Raw genomic sequence first — 18,307 nt, 5'->3', positions numbered from 1 at the left:
TAAAGCGGGTTAAACAGAAGTCGTAAGGACAGCGCTATCTCTTTCAACACACTCATACCGCCTGTTTCAGACCGTGGGCCTGCCACCAGACGTGAGCCTGGGACGCCAGTTCTTCAACGCTGTGGATCGAAGCATTCAGCGCCAGGGTCAGCGGTTCGCCTACCGGCGATTCAAGTGTGGCGAACTGGCTTTCGATCAATGTGGCGGGCATGAAGTGGCCCGGGCGGTGCGACACACGCTCGGCAGCGACTTCAGGGGTCAGTTCCAGAAACACGAAGCCCAGGCCCGGCAAGGCACTGCGCAACACTTCGCGATAACTGTGTTTGAGGGCGGAGCAGGTCAGCACCGGGCGTTCGCCCAGCGCATCGACACGACGCAACTCATCGCACAGGCTGTCGAGCCAGCCGGCACGGTCGTCGTCGTTCAGGGGAATCCCCGCGCTCATCTTTTCGATGTTCGCGGCCGGATGGAAAGTATCGCCTTCAATGGCAGTGGCGCCGCTCAATTGGCACAGGGCCTCGCTGACGCACGTCTTGCCGCAACCGGCAACGCCCATGATGACCAGGGCGGTGATGGGATGACTCATATAACACCTCAGCGCGCAGACAGCGCTACCTTTGCTAGCTATGACTCTAGTGCACAGGCAGAAGTTGCCGACGCCTTCTTGTCGTTTTTTTGGGTTGCAGCAGGTTTGTTCCCAACGCCAAAAAGCGAAGATCAGGCAGGACCTCGCTTATGCATTTGCAGCTGCATCAGGACAGCGCTACCTTAGTGCCTTGATTTTTGTTTGGCAAGCCGCCCGATGACCTCCCCTAAAAACGATAAAAACACTCGCACCACTGGCCGTCCCACCCTCAATGAAGTTGCCCGCCTGGCCGGGGTCAGCCCGATTACCGCCTCCCGCGCCTTGCGCGGTGTCAGCACCGTGGCCACCGAGCTGGTGGAAAAAGTGCAGAAAGCCGCGCTCGAACTCAACTACGTGGTCAACCCTGCCGCCCGTGCCTTAGCCTCGGCGCAGAGCCATTCTGTCGTCGTGTTGGTGCCTTCGTTATCCAACTTGCTGTTCATCGATACGCTGGAAGCCATTCATCGGGTGCTGACGCCCAAAGGCTTCGAAGTGCTGATCGGCAACTTCCACTATTCGCGCGATGAAGAAGAAAACCTGCTGCGCAACTACATGGCTTATCAGCCTCGCGGGTTTCTGCTGACCGGGTTTGATCGCACCGAAAGTTCGCGGCGGATGCTCGAGGCGAGCAACATTCCCTGCGTTTATATGATGGAGCTGGACAGCGCGGCTGGCGTGAATTGCGTTGGTTTTTCGCAGCTGAGTGCCGGTCAGACAGCGGCTGAACACTTGCTCTCCAGAGGGCGCAAGCGCCTGGCCTACATCGGCGCGCAGCTTGATCAACGCACATTGTTGCGTGGCGAAGGTTTCCGCAAAGCCCTGCAGAAGGCCGGTTGCTATGACCCGGACCTTGAAGTGCTGACCCCGCGAGCGTCATCAGTGGGCCTGGGCGGCGAGCTGTTCTTGCAATTGCTCGCGGCGCACCCGGACGTCGATGCGATCTTCTTTGGCAATGACGACCTGGCGCAGGGCGCGCTGCTGGAAGCACTGCGCAATGGCATCAGGATTCCCGAGCAGGTGGCGATCCTTGGCTTCAACGATCTGCCGATGTCCGAACACATGGTGCCGCGCTTGAGCAGCATCAATACCCCGCGCGAAGCGATTGGCCGGCGTGCGGCGGAACAGATGTTGACGTTGATGGCCGGTAATAGCGTCGCCCGCCCGGTGGAAGACATGGGCTTCGAACTGAAGATCCGCGAAAGCACCTGACCTCTGAACCCCCTGTGGTGTTCAGAAAATTCAAAGTTGAATCACGGTCCCACAAGGGGTATGGGTGGATTTAGTGGCTGAGCAGGTCAACCAGCGCCAGCGCCCCCTTCTGCAACGGCTGGCTCTTGAGCCACACCGCGTGCACCGGCATCACCAGGCCGTTTTCGATATTGCGGAAATTCAGCCGCTTCAGGCGTCCGCTATCCAGCCACGGCTGCACCACCGACAACGGGAAATTGCCCCAGCCCAGTCCCGCCTCGACCATCTCCATCGCCGCATCCAGACTGTCCGTGCGCCAATATGATTGCGCCACCAATGGTCGCGTCTCACTGATCGGCAAGTCGCGACTGGCAACGAAGATCTGCCGCACGTGCACCAGGTCTTCAAGAAATACATCCTGCCCGTGCAACAAAGGACTGTCCGCCGCCAGCGTGGCGATCATCCGTTCGCTGCCGACAAACTGAAAACGCTCCAGTACGTTCATGCTCAACCCGGCGAAGGCCAGGCACACGCTGACGCGACCGCTGTGCAGCATCGCCAGCACGTCGTCCTGCGGGGCGGTCAGCACTTCGATGTCGAGCAGCGGATGGCGCTCGGCGATGACTTTGATCGCGGCGAGCAAACGCCGACGGTCGATGTCCGCAACCACGCCAATCGACAACTTGCTCTCCAGCCCCAGCGACAACTCAACCGCGTGCACTTGCAGTTGCTTGAGCTGCTCGGCAATCAGTCGCGCATGCGGCACCAGCGACAGCGCCATCGCCGTCGGCTGCGGTTCACGATGGCTGCGGTCGAACAGCGGGTAACCGAGTTCCGCTTCCAGATTGCCGATGCCCATGCTGACCGCCGACGGCACGCGGCCCAGCGCCCGGGCAGCAGCGGAAAACGAACCGCGCTCAATGACCGCCAGAAACAATTCAATACTGTCGCTGTTGAAATTCACACCACCACCTATCACCAAAACTGAAAGCTACTGACTTTTTCTGTCACTGTCATTGAAGCTATCTTTCGCCGCCTCTGCCAGCCCCGCTGGCCATCGATTGCAATCAGAGGCAAATCCCCATGCAAGGCGTCAAACGCAAACTGGTTTATGTGTCGCTCTATGAAGTGATCGGCATGACCTTCTCCGCCCTCGGCCTGGCGTTGCTGTCGGGCACCTCGCCGGGCAGCACAGGACCGTTGGCGGTAATCATCACCACCATCGCCGTGACCTGGAATTTCATTTACACCTCGCTGTTCGAGCGCTGGGAAAGCCGTCAGCCGTCGCGCACGCGCACGGTTAAACGCCGCATCGCCCACGCCATCGGTTTCCAGTTGACCTTGATCGTGTACCTGATACCGCTGATCGCCTGGTGGATGAACATCAGTCTGGTGCAGGCGTTTTTGCTGGACCTGGCACTGATCATCTTCATCCCCTGCTACACATTCGCCTTCAACTGGTCATTTGACCGGATCTTTGGCTTGCCGGCCTCGGCATTGCCAGATGTCCCCACTGCGGCATAAATCGTTAATTCGTAAACAGATGTTGCAAGAAATCGGCGGATTTCCCGTGCAATCCGCCGATATTCACAAACATTGATTTCCGATAGCCAGCTAAGCTTTTCCATCAATAAAAAATGGATCTGCCCATGACTGCTCACGCCCCCGCCGCCGCGCAACGCGATGGCATCGACCCGATACGCGCCGCTCAGGTATCCGCCCGCATCGACCGCCTCCCGGCTGTTGCGACGATCTGGCGGCTGGTGGCGCTCCTCTCGATTGGTGGATTCTTCGAACTCTACGATCTGTTCCAGACCGCCTACATCAGCCCCGGCCTGATCCGCGACGGGATCTTTGCCACCGGCAATCAGGGCGTGTTCGGTTTCTCCGATCAAGCGGCGTTCGCCTCGGCCACCTTCCTCGGCCTGTTCCTCGGCGCCAGCCTGCTCAGCCCGTTGGCGGATCGTTTCGGGCGCCGCGCGATCTTCACTTTCGCACTGGTCTGGTACACGGTGGCGACGGTGTTGATGGGCATTCAGAGTTCGGCGCCGGGCATCATCGGCATGCGCTTTCTGGTCGGCATCGGTCTGGGTATTGAGCTGGTGACCATCGACGCTTACCTCTCCGAACTGGTGCCCAAACGCATGCGCAGTTCGGCCTTTGCTTTCGCGTTTTTCGTGCAGTTCCTGTCGGTGCCGGCGGTGGCATTGATGTCGTGGTGGCTGGTGCCGCAAGCGCCGTTCGGTGTGTCCGGCTGGCGTTGGGTGGTGTTGGCCAGCGCGGTGTTTGCGCTGTTTATCTGGTGGTTGCGCAAGCGCCTGCCGGAGTCGCCGCGCTGGCTCGCGCAACACGGCCGGTTCGATGAAGCCAATCGCATTCTCGACGACATCGAAGCACGCTGCGAGAAGGATCACCGTCAACCGCTGGACACCCCCGAAGCGGTGCCCGTTGACGTCGAGGGCAAGGGCCGCTTCGCCGATATCTGGCAACCGCCCTATCGTCGCCGCGCACTGATGCTGATCGTTTTCCACATTTTCCAGGCAATCGGTTTCTTCGGCTTCGGCAACTGGCTGCCAGCGCTGCTCTCGGGCCAAGGGGTCAGCGTCACCCACAGCCTGATGTACGCGTTCATCATCACCCTCGCCTACCCCCTCGGGCCGCTGCTGTTCGTGAAATTCGCCAACCGTTTCGAGAACAAGTGGCAGATCGTCGGTTCGGCCCTCGGCGCCATGACGTTCGGCGCCTTGTTCGCCTTGCAGACCAGTGCGCTTGGGCTGATCGTCTGCGGGGTGATGATCACCTTCTGCAACGCCTGGCTGAGTTTCAGTTACCACTCGTACCAGAGCGAACTGTTCCCGACCAACATCCGCGCACGGGCGGTGGGTTTCTGCTATTCGTTCAGCCGCCTGTCGACAGTGTTCAGCAGCCTGTTGATCGGATTGTTCCTGGATAACTTCGGCACGCCCGGGGTGTTGGCGTTCATCGTCAGCAGCATGCTGATCGTGATGCTGACCATCGGCTACTTCGGCCCGCGCACACGCAACCTGGCGCTGGAAAATATTGCCCATCGGTAATGCCCGCGCGGCTGGCGGGCGACACGACCGTCGCTGCCGGCCTGCAGAGCGGCCAGCACGACGTTCGCCTGGATACCGTTGATCAGAAAAACCGCTACACCTGTCAGAGCTGACAGTGGTTTTTTGATGACGCAACCCTGTCCAATACGTGGGTGACCACATCCGTGTTCACCTCACAGGAACTGGAGTTCATCATGGATACTGACAACTTCACCGGCCAATGCGAAGCCAGATTCATATTCAATGGAAGCCCGGTAGGCGAAGACTTTTCTGCGGACACACTTTATTTCGCACGGAATGTTTTCGAAGCCACGCAAGGCGATAGACGAATTCAAATCTATTACGGCGAAGATCTTGCACCGGGAACGAAGACCCTGACCTTCAGTGGCAACGCAGGTGAATTTCCCTTATTCGAATACCATGAAGGTCAAATCAGAAAAACGCTGAGTGGAACGGGCGAGGTCACTATCGGTGAAAATCTTGATCACCAAAAGGGCTCTTTCGATATTGCCATGGTGGACAACTTAGGCCGGCCGATCGCCATAAAAGGAGAGTTCGACGTGGTGTATGAAGTGAAAGAAGCCTGACGTGAATGTCCTGCAACCAAGACAAAGAACGACTGTCCTTGTTTGCAGGACAAACCCTTTCAGACCATTCGAAGCGAAATCATCAATTCAACTGCAACGTCGCATTGAACTGCCCGATTGCATCCACCACATGCCGCGATCCCTGCTGAATCTCCAGGATCACCTCCCCCGCCTCGTTCGCCAGTTCCACACCCAGTCCGGTGCGACTCAGGCTCGACTGCATGCTCGACACCGCACTCAGCGACAGGTCATGGTTTTTGCGTACCACTTCGACAATCTCCAGCGTCGCCTGACTGGTGCGCGCGGCAAGGCTTCGCACCTCATCCGCCACCACCGCAAACCCACGCCCGTGCTCGCCAGCCCGGGCCGCTTCGATGGCCGCGTTGAGCGCCAGCAGGTTGGTCTGATCGGCGATGCCGCGAATGGTCTGAACGATGGTGCCGATGATATCCGACTGCTTGCTCACCGCATCGATGCTCAGTGCCGCTTCGTTGAGGTCGCGGGAGATGTCTTGAATGATTTGCACCGTCTGCTGCACGACCTGTGAGCCTTTTTGCGCGCAGGCATCGTTTTGTACCGAGGTGCTGTGGGCCGATTCCGCAGCGTTCTGCAGCGTGGTCATCTGCTGGGTGATGTCGCTGGCGAACTTCACCACTTTGTACAAGCGGCCCTTGGTATCGAACAGCGGGTTGTAAGACGCTTCGAGATAAACCATTTGCCCTGACTTGTTCTTGCGTTCGAAACGATGGGAGTGATATTCGCCGCGATTGAGCGAAGCCCAGAAGGCCTTGTATTGCGCCGACTCGGACTCGGAGCGGTGACAAAACAGGCTATGGTGATGGCCTACGATTTCATTGAGCGAGTACTGCATCGTCCTTAGAAAGTTGTCGTTGGCGGTAATCACATTGCCTTCCGGGGTGAACTCGATCACCGCCATCGAGCGACTGATGGCCGCCAGCATGCTTTCTTCTTCGTGCTCTTTATTGACCCGTGCGGTGATGTCTGCCGCGACTTTGATTACACTTTTGACTTGTTTGTCCGCGCCATACACCGGCATGTAACTGGCCTCAAGCCAGATCTCCTTGCCGCTTTTGTTCAAGCGCAGAAACGTGCCGCTGATCGGCTCTCCCCGGGCCAGGTCCCGCCATAACTTGGCGTATTCCTCGCTGCGGTAATACGCCTCTTCACAGAACACCCGGTGATGTTTGCCGCGCACTTCCTCGGCGCTGTATCCCATGGTCCGGCAAAAGTTTTCGTTGGCATTCAGGACAATGCCTTCGGGAGTAAATTCGATCATCGCCATCGAACGGCTAATCGCTTCGAGCTTGGCGTTGGCTTCGGTCAAAGCGCAACTGAAACGCTCGATTTCCTGCAGGTCAGCCTTGTGATGTAGGTTGAACATGGTTCTATCACCTTCCGCGCGGTCTTTTGATTTGATGAAAGTTCAGGTCTTTCAAGATCCACCAATGGATTCCACAGAACAGGCACACGCATTCCTCCACGGGAGGAAGTTGTCAGGTGATAAATGATGTTTAATCCGAGCATCCATGCAGCGACGCTCTAATCAAGACATCCTTCTCTTGATAGCCCGCAAGCGGGCCAGCCCTAACGCGTTGAAGAACTTCCATGTAAGCGACGCTCCTTGTTGGTTCAGTGTCGGTGCCTTGAGTTGCGCACTCTGGCAGCATGAATTCACACACTAACCGTGCACGGTCGGCATAGTTAGTTACAGGGAAGCATAGACAGCGCGAAGCCTTGCGCAAGGCCACTAGTCGGCCAGTATCTGGCACTTTTTGCACAAGAATCGGTTCAGCGCGGGGAGAAACAATGCCGTGGCGGACGCTTGCTTGCGGTGGGCGGCATCGATGTGTGGAAGCCCGGGGAACGGGCTTCCGAAAGGTTTGATCAGTGACCGAAGATGTCGACCTTCTTGGCCTTCTTCTCCGCACGTTTTTCAATCGCGGTCTTGGCCGGCTTCTTTTTTGCGGCCTTTTTTGAATCCATACCTTTGGACATGATGGGTACTCCACTCACAGGGGATGTGACCTCAGGTATACACCTATCCAGACGCCTGCGTTCTTTTATAATCGCGGCGAAAACCACCGACAGTCCGATCCCATGCCCGATACCCATTACCGCCTGCTCGACGATTCACTCTGGCCTTTGATGAACAAGTTTTACCGCGGTCACCAGTCTTCGATGAAAGCCGTGCGCGATGCGCAACTGTGGGTGGCCCGTCGCGACGAAATTGTCGCCGCGTTGTGTTTGCGGCCGGTGGCGGGTGGGCATTGGTTGACGGGATTGTTTGTTGATCCGCGGTGTCGCGAACAGGGGATTGCGGCGCAGTTGATTGCAGCGGCGGTGCAGGATGTGAGCGAGCCGGTGTGGCTGTTCTGTCACCCGGATTTGCGCGGATTTTACGAGCGGCGCGGATTCACCTTCGACCCTGCCCTGCCCCAGGCGATGGCTGAGCGGTTGAGCCGGTATGCGCGGAGCAAGCCGATGATCGCGATGGAACTGAGACCTTTAATCTGACGTAAAACCCATGTGGGAGCAGGCTTGCTCGCTCCCACAGGGTTCTGGAGTGTTGGCGGGTTTAACCGTCAGCCGCTGGATCAAGGTCGGGGAACATCACTTCGGTAAAACCGAACTTGCTGAAATCGGTGATGCGCGACGGGTACAGCCGACCGATCAGGTGATCGCATTCGTGCTGCACCACTCTCGCGTGAAACCCCGAGGCGACGCGCACAATCGGCTCGCCCTTCGGATCGAACCCTTCATAGCGAATCTGCTGAAAACGATCCACCGCGCCACGCAGTCCTGGCACCGACAGGCAGCCTTCAAAGCCTTCTTCCATAAGCGTATTCAACGGTGTGATCAACGGATTGATCAGGATTGTCTGCGGCACCGCTTCGGCGTCCGGATAGCGTTCGCTGTGCTCGAAACCGAAAATCACCAGTTGCAGGTCGACGCCGATCTGCGGCGCGGCAAGGCCGACACCACCGACGCTTTCCATGGTCTGGAACATGTCGTCGATCAGTTGCCACAGTTCCGGGCTGTCGAACATCTCCGGTGGCACGGGCGGGGCGATGCGCAGCAGGCGCTCATCGCCCATTTTGAGGATTTCACGGATCATGATTTGGCTTCGTCAGTGTCCGGCTTGAGCGAATGATCGCGGCCCAGGCCCGAGACATGTTGTTTGGGTTGTTCATTGAGTTCGCCGGGGACTTTCTCGCCCGTGTCCTTGCCCTCGCTGGACATGTGCTCGATCACCGCGTTCATCTCCGCGCCGAGCAACAACACCGCAGCGGAGATGTAGAAATACAGCAAGAGCACGATGATCGCCCCGATGCTGCCATACATCGCGTTGTAGTTGGCGAAGGTTTTGACGTAGAACGCAAAGCCCAAGGAGGCAATGATCCACACCACCACGGCCAGTACTGAACCCGGCGTGATGAAGCGAAATTCCTGTTTGACGTCGGGCATCACGTAGTAGATCAGCGCGACGGCGACCATCATCAGAATCACGATCACCGGCCAGCGCGCAATCGTCCAGATTGTCACGATGACTTCTTCCAGCCCCACTTGCGCGGCGATCCAGCCCATCACCTGCGGCCCGAGCACCATCAGCGCGGCAGCCACCAGCAACATGCCGGCAATGCCGACGGTGTAGAAAATCGACAGGGGGAAACGCTTCCAGATCGGCCGCCCTTCAACAACGTCATACGCCGCATTCATGGCGCTCATCATCAGGCGCACGCCGGCTGAGGCGGTGTACAACGCGATGACGATACCGACCGAGAGCAAGCCGCCCTTGGACTGCTGTAACTGGTCGATCACCGGATTGACCTGTTCCAGCGCCTGTGGCGGCAGCACCAGTTCCGATTGCAGGCGCAGCCAGGAGAAGAAGTCCGGCAGGTGCAGGAAACCGATCAGGGCAATCAGGAACAGAATGAACGGGAACAGCGAGAACAGCATCTGGTAGGCCAGTGCCGAGGCGTAGGTCGACATTTCGTCATCGACGAACTCAGTGACCGTGCGCACCATCACCCGGTGCAGGGGCAGACCTTTCATGTCCGGAAATATCATTCGCGTCTCCTTTCGCCGCATTTCAGGTTGAAGTCGTGGCGACTCAGGGGCCGTTTATTACATCACCGTAGCCTGTTTGGCGACCCCCGATGGGTGCCAGCAGGATTTCGACACAAAAACGGCCATCCTCCGATGGCCGTTCCCGTATTTCGATCAAGGCCGAATTATGCCTTGTCGACACCTTTCTTGACGGCGTCCTTGGCGTTGCCGACGGCTTGCTGGGCTTCGCCTTTTTTCTCTTGAATCTTGCCTTCGGCTTGCAGCTTGCTGTTGTCGGTCGCTTTACCGACGCCTTGCTTGATGTTGCCGACGGCTTCGTTGGCCATGCCTTTTACTTTATCGCCTGTGCTACTCATGGTGTTTCTCCGTGATGCATTAAGGGGGAAAAGTCATTACGTAATGATTGACTGGTCGGGTTTGAGCCAAGTTTCATTTATTTTCAGCGCCTCATTTCGTCGCGACGCGCAGGTTGGGCTTTATGTTTGCCGGCATTGCCCCGAGAATGCGCAGCACAGGGGCGCCATGCGCCTGAGACCGATCCCGCAGGAATGTTATGAAACTCGATAAAAAGCAGGCCATCGCCCGTCGCAACCAGGAACTGGGCGGCGCCGTGCTCGGCACCAACAACTGCCACTTCGCCGAACTGAACCGTAACCGCAACATCTGGTGGTTCGACCTGCCGGTGTCGCGCCTGGCTGTGGGCCAGTACGAGTGGATTCACCTGCTGATGCACACCCCGGCCACCGACGAACTGCTGCACCTGAAAGTGCCGACGGTGTTCCTGCGCGAAAAGCTCGAAGGACTGGTGATTCGCAATGAAGGCAAGCGCAAAGCGGCGCTGAGCCTGGAATTGAGTGCGGACAAGGATTCGTATCTGCAGGACATGCGTCCGGCGGGGACCAACGTGAATTTCGCGCCGTTCCGTCAGTAACAGAAAAAGCCAGAGCTTCGCGAGCAAGCCCGCTCCCACATTCAACCGCGTTCCGTCAGTTGAAATACGGGCAAAAGTGGGAGCGAGCCCGCTTGCGAAGACGGCTTCACAGGCGTCGTGCATCTACAGTCTGCACCAACAAAAAGCCCCGCATCTGCGGGGCTTGGTGTTTTAAGCGGCGGTCTTCGCCTTGATCTTCTTCAGCTCTTCATCACGCAACTCACGGCGCAGGATCTTGCCGACGTTGGTGGTGGGCAGCGCATCGCGGAATTCCACCGAGCGCGGCACCTTGTAGCCCGTGACGTTGGCGCGCATGTGCTCCATCACCTGCTCCTTGGTCAGCGTCACTCCCGGTTTGGCGACGATGAAGATCTTGATCGCCTCGCCCGACTTCTCGTCCGGTACGCCGATGGCCGCGCACTGCAACACGCCCGGCAGGGTTGCCAGCACGTCTTCCAGTTCATTCGGGTAGACGTTGAAACCGGAGACCAGAATCATGTCTTTCTTGCGATCAACAATGCGCATGTAGCCGTCCGGCTGGATCAGCGCGATGTCGCCGGTTTTCAGCCAGCCATCACTGTCGAGCATCTCATCAGTGGCTTCCTGACGCTGCCAGTAGCCCTTCATCACTTGCGGGCCTTTGACACACAGCTCGCCGATTTCGCCCAGCGGCTGCTCGACACCGGCATCGTCGATGACTTTGCACAGGGTCGACGGCACCGGGATGCCGATGGTGCCGATCTGGATGTTCTGGATCGGGTTGACCGTGGCCACCGGGCTGGTTTCGGTCATGCCGTAACCTTCACAGATCGCGCAACCGGTGACCGCTTTCCAGCGTTCAGCGGCGGCCAGTTGCAGGGCCATGCCGCCCGACAGGGTGACTTTCAATGCCGAGAAATCGAGCTTGCGGAAGCCTTCGTTGTTGCACAGGGCCACAAACAGCGTGTTGAGGCCAACGAAGCCGCTGAACTTCCACTTCGACAATTCCTTGACCATCGCCGGCAGATCACGCGGGTTGCTGATGAGGATGTTGTGGTTGCCGATCAGCATCATCGCCATGCAATGAAAGGTAAACGCGTAGATGTGGTACAGCGGCAGCGGCGTGATCAGGATCTCGCAACCTTCATTGAGGTTGGAGCCCATCAGCGCCTTGCACTGCAGCATGTTGGCGACGAGGTTGCGGTGAGTCAGCATCGCGCCCTTGGCCACGCCGGTGGTGCCGCCGGTGTATTGCAGCACCGCGACATCGCCACTGTTGGGGTTGGCTTCGGCCACAGGCTGGCCCTGGCCTTTGCTCAACACATCGTTGAACTTGACGGCCTTCGGCAGGTGATACGCCGGCACCATCTTCTTCACGTATTTGATGACGCTGTTGATCAGCAGGCGCTTGATCGGCGGGAGCAGGTCGGCCACTTCAGTGACGATGACGTGTTTGACGCCGGTTTTAGGCACCACGGCCTCGGCCAGGTGCGCCATGTTCGCCAGGCAGACAAGGGCTTTGGCACCGGAGTCGTTGAACTGGTGTTCCATCTCCCGCGCGGTGTACAGCGGGTTGGTGTTGACCACGATCAGTCCGGCACGGATCGCACCGAAGACGGCGACCGGGTACTGCAGAACGTTGGGCAGTTGCACGGCGATTCGATCACCGGGCTGCAAGTCGGTATGCTGTTGCAGATACGCGGCAAATGCACCGGACAATTCGTACAGTTCACCGTAGGTGATTGTCTTGCCCAGGTTGCTGAAAGCCGGTTTGTTGGCGAAGCGTTGGCAGGATTGCTTCAACACTGCCTGAATGTTCGGATACTCGTCTGGATTGATCTCGGCAGCAATTCCAGCCGGGTATTTATCCTTCCAAAAGTCTTCGATCATGGAAGCCCACTCCTCAGCAACGCGAATTCTTCACCGCATTTGATGCGATTATTATTGGTGTGTGTTTTGTATTGGTGAATCTGGCTTTCAGATAGGCCGAGAAGTCACAAAAGCGCGCCGAGAGTAGCAGCTTTGCCGAGGGTCGACTAGAGCCAAAAGCGGCCCATACAGTCATATTAGTGACTCAAGACTTGCTAACAGTCATTTTAGAGCAAAAATCCTATATCACCCTGAAAGCCCCGGTTTTCGGGGCCTGAAACAAAAATTCGCGAGCACTCTCGTTCCCACAGGATTACCGACAACCCTGTGGGAGCGAGCCTGCTCGCGAATGCGCGAAGCGCAGCGGTCAAGCCCTACGCGATATCGCGCAACTCACGCCGCAGGATTTTGCCGACCGGCGTCATTGGCAACGACTCACGCAGCACGATGTGCTTGGGCACTTTGTAGGCAGTGAAATTCTCTTTGCAGTACGCCTTCAGCTCTTCGAGGCTCACGCCGGTTTCCCGCGCCACCACAAACAGCTTCACCGCCTCTCCCGAACGCTCGTCCGGCACGCCGATCACCGCACAGTTGGCGACTTTCGGATGAGCCATGACCACGTCTTCAATCTCGTTCGGATACACGTTGAAACCGGAGACGATGATCATGTCTTTCTTGCGATCAACGATGCGCACGAAGCCATCGGGCTCGATCACCGCGATATCACCGGACTTGAACCAGCCCTCGGCGTCCAGCACTTCGGCGGTGGCTTCCGGTTTGTTCCAGTAGCCTTTCATGATCTGCGGGCCCTTGATGCACAACTCGCCGCGCTCGCCCATCGGCTGCTCGACGCCGTCATCGCTAATGATTTTGAGCAGCGTCCCCGGCACCGGCAGGCCGACCGTGCCGAGCCGTGACTGGTCACCATAGGGGTTGGTGCAGGCCACCGGTGAAGTTTCGGTCAGGCCATAGCCTTCGGTGATGCGGCAGCCGGTCATCTGCTCCCAGCGTTCGGCGGTGGCTTTGACCAGCGCGGTGCCGCCGGAGTTGGTGAGCTTGAGGCTGGAGAAATCCAGAGTCTTGAAGTCGGGATGCTCCATCAACGCAACGAACAGCGTGTTCAAGCCGAGCAGCGCCGAGAAACGCCAGTTCTTCAGCTCTTTAATGAAGCCGGCAATATCCCGTGGATTGGTGATCAGCACGTTGTGGTTGCCCGAAACCATCATGCACATGCAGTTCGCCGTGAAAGCATAGATGTGGTACAGCGGCAGCGGCGCCACCATGACTTCCTGCCCTTCACGCAGCAGCGGCTGGCCGTCCGGGCCCAACTGCGCAAGGCAGGCGCGAACCTGCTGCATATTGGCAACCAGATTGCCGTGGGTGAGCATCGCGCCCTTGGCCAGGCCGGTGGTACCACCGGTGTACTGCAACACCGCGATGTCGTCGAGGCTGACCTTCAGCGGCTTGATACCCAAACCCCGGCCCATGCGCAGCGCACGCTTGAAGGAGACAGCCTGCGGCAGTGAATAGTCAGGGACCATTTTCTTCACTTTGCTGACCACGGTGTTGACCAGCCAACCTTTGGCGGTGGGCATCAGGTCGCCCATCTTCGCTTCGATCAGGTACTGGATATCGGTGTCGGGCAGCACTTCCTGGACTTTCTGGCCGAACATGTTCAGGTACACCAGCGCTCGCGCCCCGGAATCCTTGAACTGGTGACGCATTTCCCGCGCGGTGTACAGCGGGTTGGTGTTGACCACGATCAGCCCGGCGCGCAAGGCGCCGAACACGGCAATCGGGTAATGCAGAACGTTGGGCATCTGCACCGCGATGCGATCACCTGGCGCCAGGTCAGTGTGGGCTTGCAGGTATCCGGCGAAAGCGGCGCTGTAGCGCTCCAGCTCGGCGTAGGTCATGGTCACGCCCATGTTGCTGAAGGCCGGGCGATCCGCGAACTTCTTGCAGGAACGCTCAAACACCTCGATCACCGACTTGAACTCCCCCATGTCGATGTCCAGCGGTACGCCGGCCGGGCGTTTGTCATTCCAGAAATCAGGTTGCATTGTTCTTGTCCTCTTTACCTGAGCCGATCCGGGCCGCTTTCTGTCATTTCTGAAAAAGCGGAGCTTCACGGACACTAGCAGTTATGGCCATACAGGCAAATATGAGCAAAGGCCTCATTGATCGTGTGAATCTTCCTGCCGTGGCGTGGGCTGATCAGACGCGCTATACAATGTTCCGACTCTGAGCAAAGGAATCGCCATGATCCACGACACGCTATGGCTGGACGCGAGTGACCGCAGCCGCCTGTTCATCAACCGGTGGCTGCCGGCGGCCCCGTTGAAAGCGGTGATTCTGCTGGCCCACGGCATGGCTGAACACAGTGGTCGCTACACGCGATTGGCCGACATGTTTTGCGACAAAAGTTACGGGGTGTACGCCCCGGATTTGCGTGGACATGGCAGAACCGCCGATATCGGCACCCGTGGGCATTTCGCCGACGAGGATGGCTGGTGCAAGGTGGTCGGTGATCTGGCCAGCCTCAATCAACACATCGGCCAGCAGCACCCCGGCGTGCCGATTATCCTGCTCGGCCACAGCATGGGCAGCTACCTGGCGCAGGCCTATTTGCTGCATCACAGCGCCAGCCTGAACGGAGCGATTCTCAGCGGTTCGAATTTCCAGCCGGTGGCGCTGTATGGCGCCGCTCGGCAGATCGCCCGACTGGAAAAACTGCGTCAGGGCGCCAAGGGGCGCAGCGCCCTGATCGAGTGGTTGTCGTTCGGCTCGTTCAACAAGAAATTCAAACCCGTGCGCACGCCGTTCGACTGGCTGAGCCGCGATCCCGCCGAAGTCGACAAGTACGCCAACGATCCGCTATGCGGCTTTCGCTGCACCAATCAGCTGTGGATCGACCTGCTCGGCGGCTTGCAGCAAATCAGCAAAGCGTCCAATCTCGCCCAGATCGACCCGGGCCTGCCGCTGCTGGTGATCGGCGGCGAATGTGATCCGGTAAGCGAGGGCAAGCGTCTGACAGATCTGGCCAACGCCTTGCGTGCGGCCGGCAGCCAGAACCTGCAACTGAAGATCTACCCGCAGGCCCGGCACGAATTGTTCAACGAAACCAATCGCGACGAAGTGATCGCCGATGTGCTGGCCTGGATCGACCAGGTGCTGAGCCATCCGCGTCCTCACCGCAGCGAATAATTTTTTGTGGATTTATCTAATCCGTCACAGGAATCAAGACCGATGACCCAGGTTACCAACATCCCTTACGAAGCCCTCGAAGTCGGCCAGACCGCCAGCTACAGCAAGACTGTCGAAGAGCGTGACATCCAGTTGTTCGCCGCCATGTCGGGCGACCACAACCCGGTGCACCTGGACGCCGAATTCGCCGCGGCCAGCATGTTCAAGGAGCGCATCGCTCACGGCATGTTCAGTGGCGCGCTGATCAGCGCTGCCGTGGCTTGCGAATTGCCTGGGCCGGGCACCATTTACATCGGTCAGCAGATGAGCTTTCAGAAGCCGGTGAAGATTGGCGACACCCTGACCGTGCGCCTGGAGATTCTCGAGAAGTTGCCAAAATTCCGCGTGCGCATCGCCACTCGCGTGTTCAATCAGCGTGATGAGCTGGTAGTGGATGGTGAGGCGGAAATCCTCGCGCCGCGCAAACAGCAGACGGTGACGTTGCCGACGCTGCCGGCGATCAGCATCGGCTGACCGGGCTGCACAAAAAAAGTGGGAGCGAGCCTGCTCGCGAATGCGGTGTGTCATGCAACGATATGTTGCTGACGCCACCTCTTCGCGAGCAGGCCCGCTCCCACATTTTGTTTCAGTGAAGCTTACGAACGGGCGCGAGCCTGGTTACGCAAGGCTTTCACCTGATCGTGGTTGCGCTGTACGCCGTGGTACTGGCGTTCAACCAGATCACGAATGCCCACCAGGTTGTGCTTGTTGATCTTTTCGATGGCTTCACGATAAGCCTTCAGGGCATGGTCTTCACCGCGCTCGGCTTCGTTCAGTACAGCCTCTTCGTCTTTGCCGGTGAACATGGCTTTGACGTCGACCCAACGACGGTGCAGGTCACCGCTGACGCTGGTGGAAGTTTCCGGATCGCCGCCCAGCTTGCGAACTTCGGCCTGCAATTCAGCAGCCGCCGTCGCGCAATCGGCAGAGCGGGTGGTGAACAGGGTTTTCAGTTCAGGATGCTTGATGTCTTCGGCGCAAGTCTTGAACCCTTCCTGACCGTCCTTGCTGGTTTCAATCAGGTCATTGAGTACAGAGATGGCTTCTTTATTCATGTCGGTCATTTTTCAATTCCTTGCGGTCGGTTGAAGATGCAAGGGATATTGCAGTGTGCGTGCCAGCTTTTTAGAAACCGATAATCACTTACAAATCAACAAGTTAAATACAATTGAACTATCTGTATTGCGGTTATTTGCATGATCTGTCATTTGGCCTGCATGCAGAATGCCTGTATTTTCCAATCTGATTTGAAGCCAGACGATCTCACTGATGAATCCCGAAAAACTCGAATTGCTGATCACCCGCGAGATGCCCTTCGGCAAGTACAAGGGGCGGATCATTGCCGACCTGCCGGGGCCTTACCTGAACTGGTTCGCTCGCGAAGGTTTCCCCAACGGTGAACTCGGCGGCCTGCTCGCACTGATGCAGGAGATCGATCACAACGGCTTGTCGGACTTGCTCGAACCGCTGCGCGCCAAACACGGCAAACCTGCCCCGCGCCACTGAAGCGCCCTCCTCCTTTCGAGTCCACGACCATGCCCGATAACACCCGCCGCGCCCGTGACGAAGCCTTCTGGCAGACGTTCGCCGACCGCTACGACATTCAACCCGGCCCGGTGAACCTGGAAAACGGTTACTTCGGGCGTATGTCCCGCACGGTGATCGAGGAGTACCAGCGCAATGTCGAGCTGATCAACACCAGCAACTCGGTGTACGTGCGCCAGCGCTTCGAGCAATTCGACATCCTCGACATTCGCGCTCAACTGGCCGAGCTCATCGGCGTGCGTGCGCAAAGCGTTGCGTTCACCCGCAATGCCACTGACGGCCTGCAATCGCTGATCCGTAACTACAACCGCCTGCAACCGGGCGATCAGGTGCTGATCTGTGACCTCGAATACGACACGGTCAAAGGCGCCATGCGCTGGCTGGCCAGGCATCGCGGCGTCGAGGTGATCGAGATTGCCCACGCGCACCCCGCGACGTTCGACAGCCTGCTGGAAACGTATCGCGAAACCTTCGTCCGCCACCCGAAACTCAAACTGATGGCCCTGACCCACGTCACCCATCGCACCGGCCTGGTGATGCCGGTGGAAGCGATTGCGGCATTGGCCAAGGAGCACGGGATCGACATCATCCTTGATGGCGCCCACGCCCTGGGCCAGATCGAATTCGACCTGGAAGCACTGGGTATTGCTTTTGCCGGGTACAACCTGCACAAGTGGATCGGCGCACCGCTGACACTCGGCTTCCTTTATATCTCGCCGCAGCGTCTGGCCGACATCGACCCGGACATGGGCGAAATGCATTACCCGGTCACTGACATCCGCGCCCGCACCTCGCACAGTACGCCGAATATCCCGGCGCTGATGACCTTGCCACTGGTCTTCGAGGAACACCGTTCGCTTGGTGGCGCGGCAGCCAAAGGTGCTCGACTCAACTATCTGCGCAACCTGTGGGTCACTGCCGTGCGGCACTTGCCGGGCATCGACGTGCTGACACCAGACGATCCGCGACTGTATTGCGCAATCACCGCGCTGCGCTTCACCCGCCACGACGATCAACAGCTGATGGTCGAGCGCTTGCTCAACGAATTCGATCTGTTCACCGTGGTGCGCAATGGCTCCGCGTGCGGGCCGTGCATTCGCATCACGCCGGGGCTGACCACCACCGCCGCCGACATGCAAATGCTCACCCGCGCCATCAACGAACTGCGTTGATG

Annotated in this window: 18 protein-coding genes and 2 pseudogenes; 10 read left to right on the top strand and 10 right to left on the bottom strand. The window is 58.3% G+C overall.

Annotated features, from left to right (window positions below; translation table 11 throughout):
• Positions 1–52: 52 nt before the first annotated feature.
• Complete coding sequence (locus tag AACY19_RS07715) at positions 53–586, bottom strand: gluconokinase (protein ID WP_339449510.1); 534 nt, start codon at positions 584–586, stop codon at positions 53–55.
• A gap of 216 nt (positions 587–802) precedes the next feature.
• Between AACY19_RS07715 and AACY19_RS07710 the strand changes: the two genes are divergently transcribed.
• Positions 803–1,834, top strand: coding sequence for a LacI family DNA-binding transcriptional regulator (locus tag AACY19_RS07710; protein ID WP_339449509.1), 1,032 nt, complete (start codon positions 803–805; stop codon positions 1,832–1,834).
• Positions 1,835–1,904: 70 nt separating this feature from the next.
• Here AACY19_RS07710 and AACY19_RS07705 read toward each other — a convergent pair whose 3' ends face one another.
• A complete protein-coding gene (locus tag AACY19_RS07705; protein WP_339449508.1) occupies positions 1,905–2,777 on the bottom strand; it encodes a LysR family transcriptional regulator in 873 nt (290 codons plus the stop codon).
• 119 nt (positions 2,778–2,896) lie between these two features.
• Between AACY19_RS07705 and AACY19_RS07700 the strand changes: the two genes are divergently transcribed.
• From AACY19_RS07700 to AACY19_RS07690, 3 genes are all read left to right on the top strand, one after another.
• Positions 2,897–3,337 carry a PACE efflux transporter gene (locus tag AACY19_RS07700; RefSeq protein ID WP_339449507.1) on the top strand — a complete coding sequence of 147 codons (441 nt, stop codon included), beginning with the start codon at positions 2,897–2,899 and terminating at the stop codon, positions 3,335–3,337.
• Positions 3,338–3,462: 125 nt separating this feature from the next.
• Positions 3,463–4,887 carry an MFS transporter gene (locus AACY19_RS07695; RefSeq protein WP_339449506.1) on the top strand — a complete coding sequence of 475 codons (1,425 nt, stop codon included), beginning with the start codon at positions 3,463–3,465 and terminating at the stop codon, positions 4,885–4,887.
• A 194-nt stretch (positions 4,888–5,081) separates the two neighbouring features.
• Positions 5,082–5,474 carry a hypothetical protein gene (locus tag AACY19_RS07690; RefSeq protein ID WP_339449505.1) on the top strand — a complete coding sequence of 131 codons (393 nt, stop codon included), beginning with the start codon at positions 5,082–5,084 and terminating at the stop codon, positions 5,472–5,474.
• Positions 5,475–5,556: 82 nt separating this feature from the next.
• Here AACY19_RS07690 and AACY19_RS27880 read toward each other — a convergent pair.
• Both AACY19_RS27880 and AACY19_RS27875 read right to left on the bottom strand, forming a co-directional pair.
• Positions 5,557–5,985: pseudogene (locus AACY19_RS27880) on the bottom strand (methyl-accepting chemotaxis protein); the annotation flags it as partial.
• Between the two features lie 114 nt (positions 5,986–6,099).
• A pseudogene (locus tag AACY19_RS27875) lies at positions 6,100–6,876 on the bottom strand (PAS domain-containing protein); the annotation flags it as partial.
• A 716-nt stretch (positions 6,877–7,592) separates the two neighbouring features.
• Between AACY19_RS27875 and AACY19_RS07680 the strand changes: the two are divergent.
• Positions 7,593–8,009 carry a GNAT family N-acetyltransferase gene (locus AACY19_RS07680; protein ID WP_339449503.1) on the top strand — a complete coding sequence of 139 codons (417 nt, stop codon included), beginning with the start codon at positions 7,593–7,595 and terminating at the stop codon, positions 8,007–8,009.
• Between the two features lie 61 nt (positions 8,010–8,070).
• Here AACY19_RS07680 and def read toward each other — a convergent pair whose 3' ends face one another.
• The 3 genes from def to AACY19_RS07665 all read right to left on the bottom strand — a co-directional run bounded on the left by def (position 8,071) and on the right by AACY19_RS07665 (position 9,919).
• Positions 8,071–8,610 (bottom strand): peptide deformylase, encoded by a 540-nt coding sequence (gene def / locus AACY19_RS07675; protein WP_339449501.1) that lies wholly within the window; start codon positions 8,608–8,610, stop codon positions 8,071–8,073.
• Entirely contained in the window at positions 8,607–9,563 is a 957-nt protein-coding gene (locus AACY19_RS07670; protein ID WP_339449499.1) for a YihY/virulence factor BrkB family protein, read from the bottom strand. The genes def and AACY19_RS07670 overlap by 4 nt, the downstream gene beginning before the upstream one ends.
• Positions 9,564–9,727: 164 nt before the next feature.
• A complete protein-coding gene (locus AACY19_RS07665; RefSeq protein ID WP_339449497.1) occupies positions 9,728–9,919 on the bottom strand; it encodes a CsbD family protein in 192 nt (63 codons plus the stop codon).
• A gap of 197 nt (positions 9,920–10,116) precedes the next feature.
• Between AACY19_RS07665 and AACY19_RS07660 the strand changes: the two genes are divergently transcribed.
• Entirely contained in the window at positions 10,117–10,494 is a 378-nt protein-coding gene (locus AACY19_RS07660; RefSeq protein ID WP_041068691.1) for a hypothetical protein, read from the top strand.
• A gap of 171 nt (positions 10,495–10,665) precedes the next feature.
• On the opposite strand, the gene fadD1 is transcribed toward AACY19_RS07660, so the two are convergent.
• Both fadD1 and fadD2 read right to left on the bottom strand, forming a co-directional pair.
• Positions 10,666–12,363: a long-chain-fatty-acid--CoA ligase FadD1 gene (gene fadD1, locus AACY19_RS07655; RefSeq protein ID WP_339449496.1), complete on the bottom strand. Its 1,698-nt coding sequence runs from the start codon at positions 12,361–12,363 to the stop codon at positions 10,666–10,668.
• Positions 12,364–12,716: 353 nt separating this feature from the next.
• Entirely contained in the window at positions 12,717–14,405 is a 1,689-nt protein-coding gene (gene fadD2 / locus AACY19_RS07650) for a long-chain-fatty-acid--CoA ligase FadD2 (protein ID WP_339449494.1), read from the bottom strand.
• 199 nt (positions 14,406–14,604) lie between these two features.
• Here fadD2 and AACY19_RS07645 point away from each other — a divergent pair, with 199 nt between their 5' ends.
• Both AACY19_RS07645 and AACY19_RS07640 read left to right on the top strand, forming a co-directional pair.
• Positions 14,605–15,549 (top strand): alpha/beta hydrolase, encoded by a 945-nt coding sequence (locus AACY19_RS07645; protein ID WP_339449492.1) that lies wholly within the window; start codon positions 14,605–14,607, stop codon positions 15,547–15,549.
• 42 nt (positions 15,550–15,591) lie between these two features.
• Positions 15,592–16,062 carry a MaoC family dehydratase gene (locus AACY19_RS07640; protein WP_003227420.1) on the top strand — a complete coding sequence of 157 codons (471 nt, stop codon included), beginning with the start codon at positions 15,592–15,594 and terminating at the stop codon, positions 16,060–16,062.
• 122 nt (positions 16,063–16,184) lie between these two features.
• Here AACY19_RS07640 and AACY19_RS07635 read toward each other — a convergent pair whose 3' ends face one another.
• Positions 16,185–16,652 (bottom strand): ferritin-like domain-containing protein, encoded by a 468-nt coding sequence (locus AACY19_RS07635; protein ID WP_339449490.1) that lies wholly within the window; start codon positions 16,650–16,652, stop codon positions 16,185–16,187.
• Between the two features lie 205 nt (positions 16,653–16,857).
• On the opposite strand from AACY19_RS07635, the gene AACY19_RS07630 reads away from it, so the two are divergent.
• Together AACY19_RS07630 and AACY19_RS07625 are read left to right on the top strand one after the other, a co-directional pair.
• The gene (locus tag AACY19_RS07630; protein ID WP_123467122.1) at positions 16,858–17,094 is read left to right on the top strand and encodes a DUF3820 family protein; all 237 of its coding nucleotides are present in this window, start codon (positions 16,858–16,860) and stop codon (positions 17,092–17,094) included.
• 29 nt (positions 17,095–17,123) lie between these two features.
• Positions 17,124–18,305: an aminotransferase class V-fold PLP-dependent enzyme gene (locus AACY19_RS07625; RefSeq protein ID WP_339449487.1), complete on the top strand. Its 1,182-nt coding sequence runs from the start codon at positions 17,124–17,126 to the stop codon at positions 18,303–18,305.
• Positions 18,306–18,307: the final 2 nt, after the last annotated feature.

The sequence above is a fragment of the Pseudomonas sp. EA_5y_Pfl2_R50 genome, assembly GCF_963970475.1.
GTDB lineage: Bacteria > Pseudomonadota > Gammaproteobacteria > Pseudomonadales > Pseudomonadaceae > Aquipseudomonas.
Note: the sequence above shows the minus strand (reverse complement) of the source record. Positions and strands in the feature narration are given on the sequence as shown.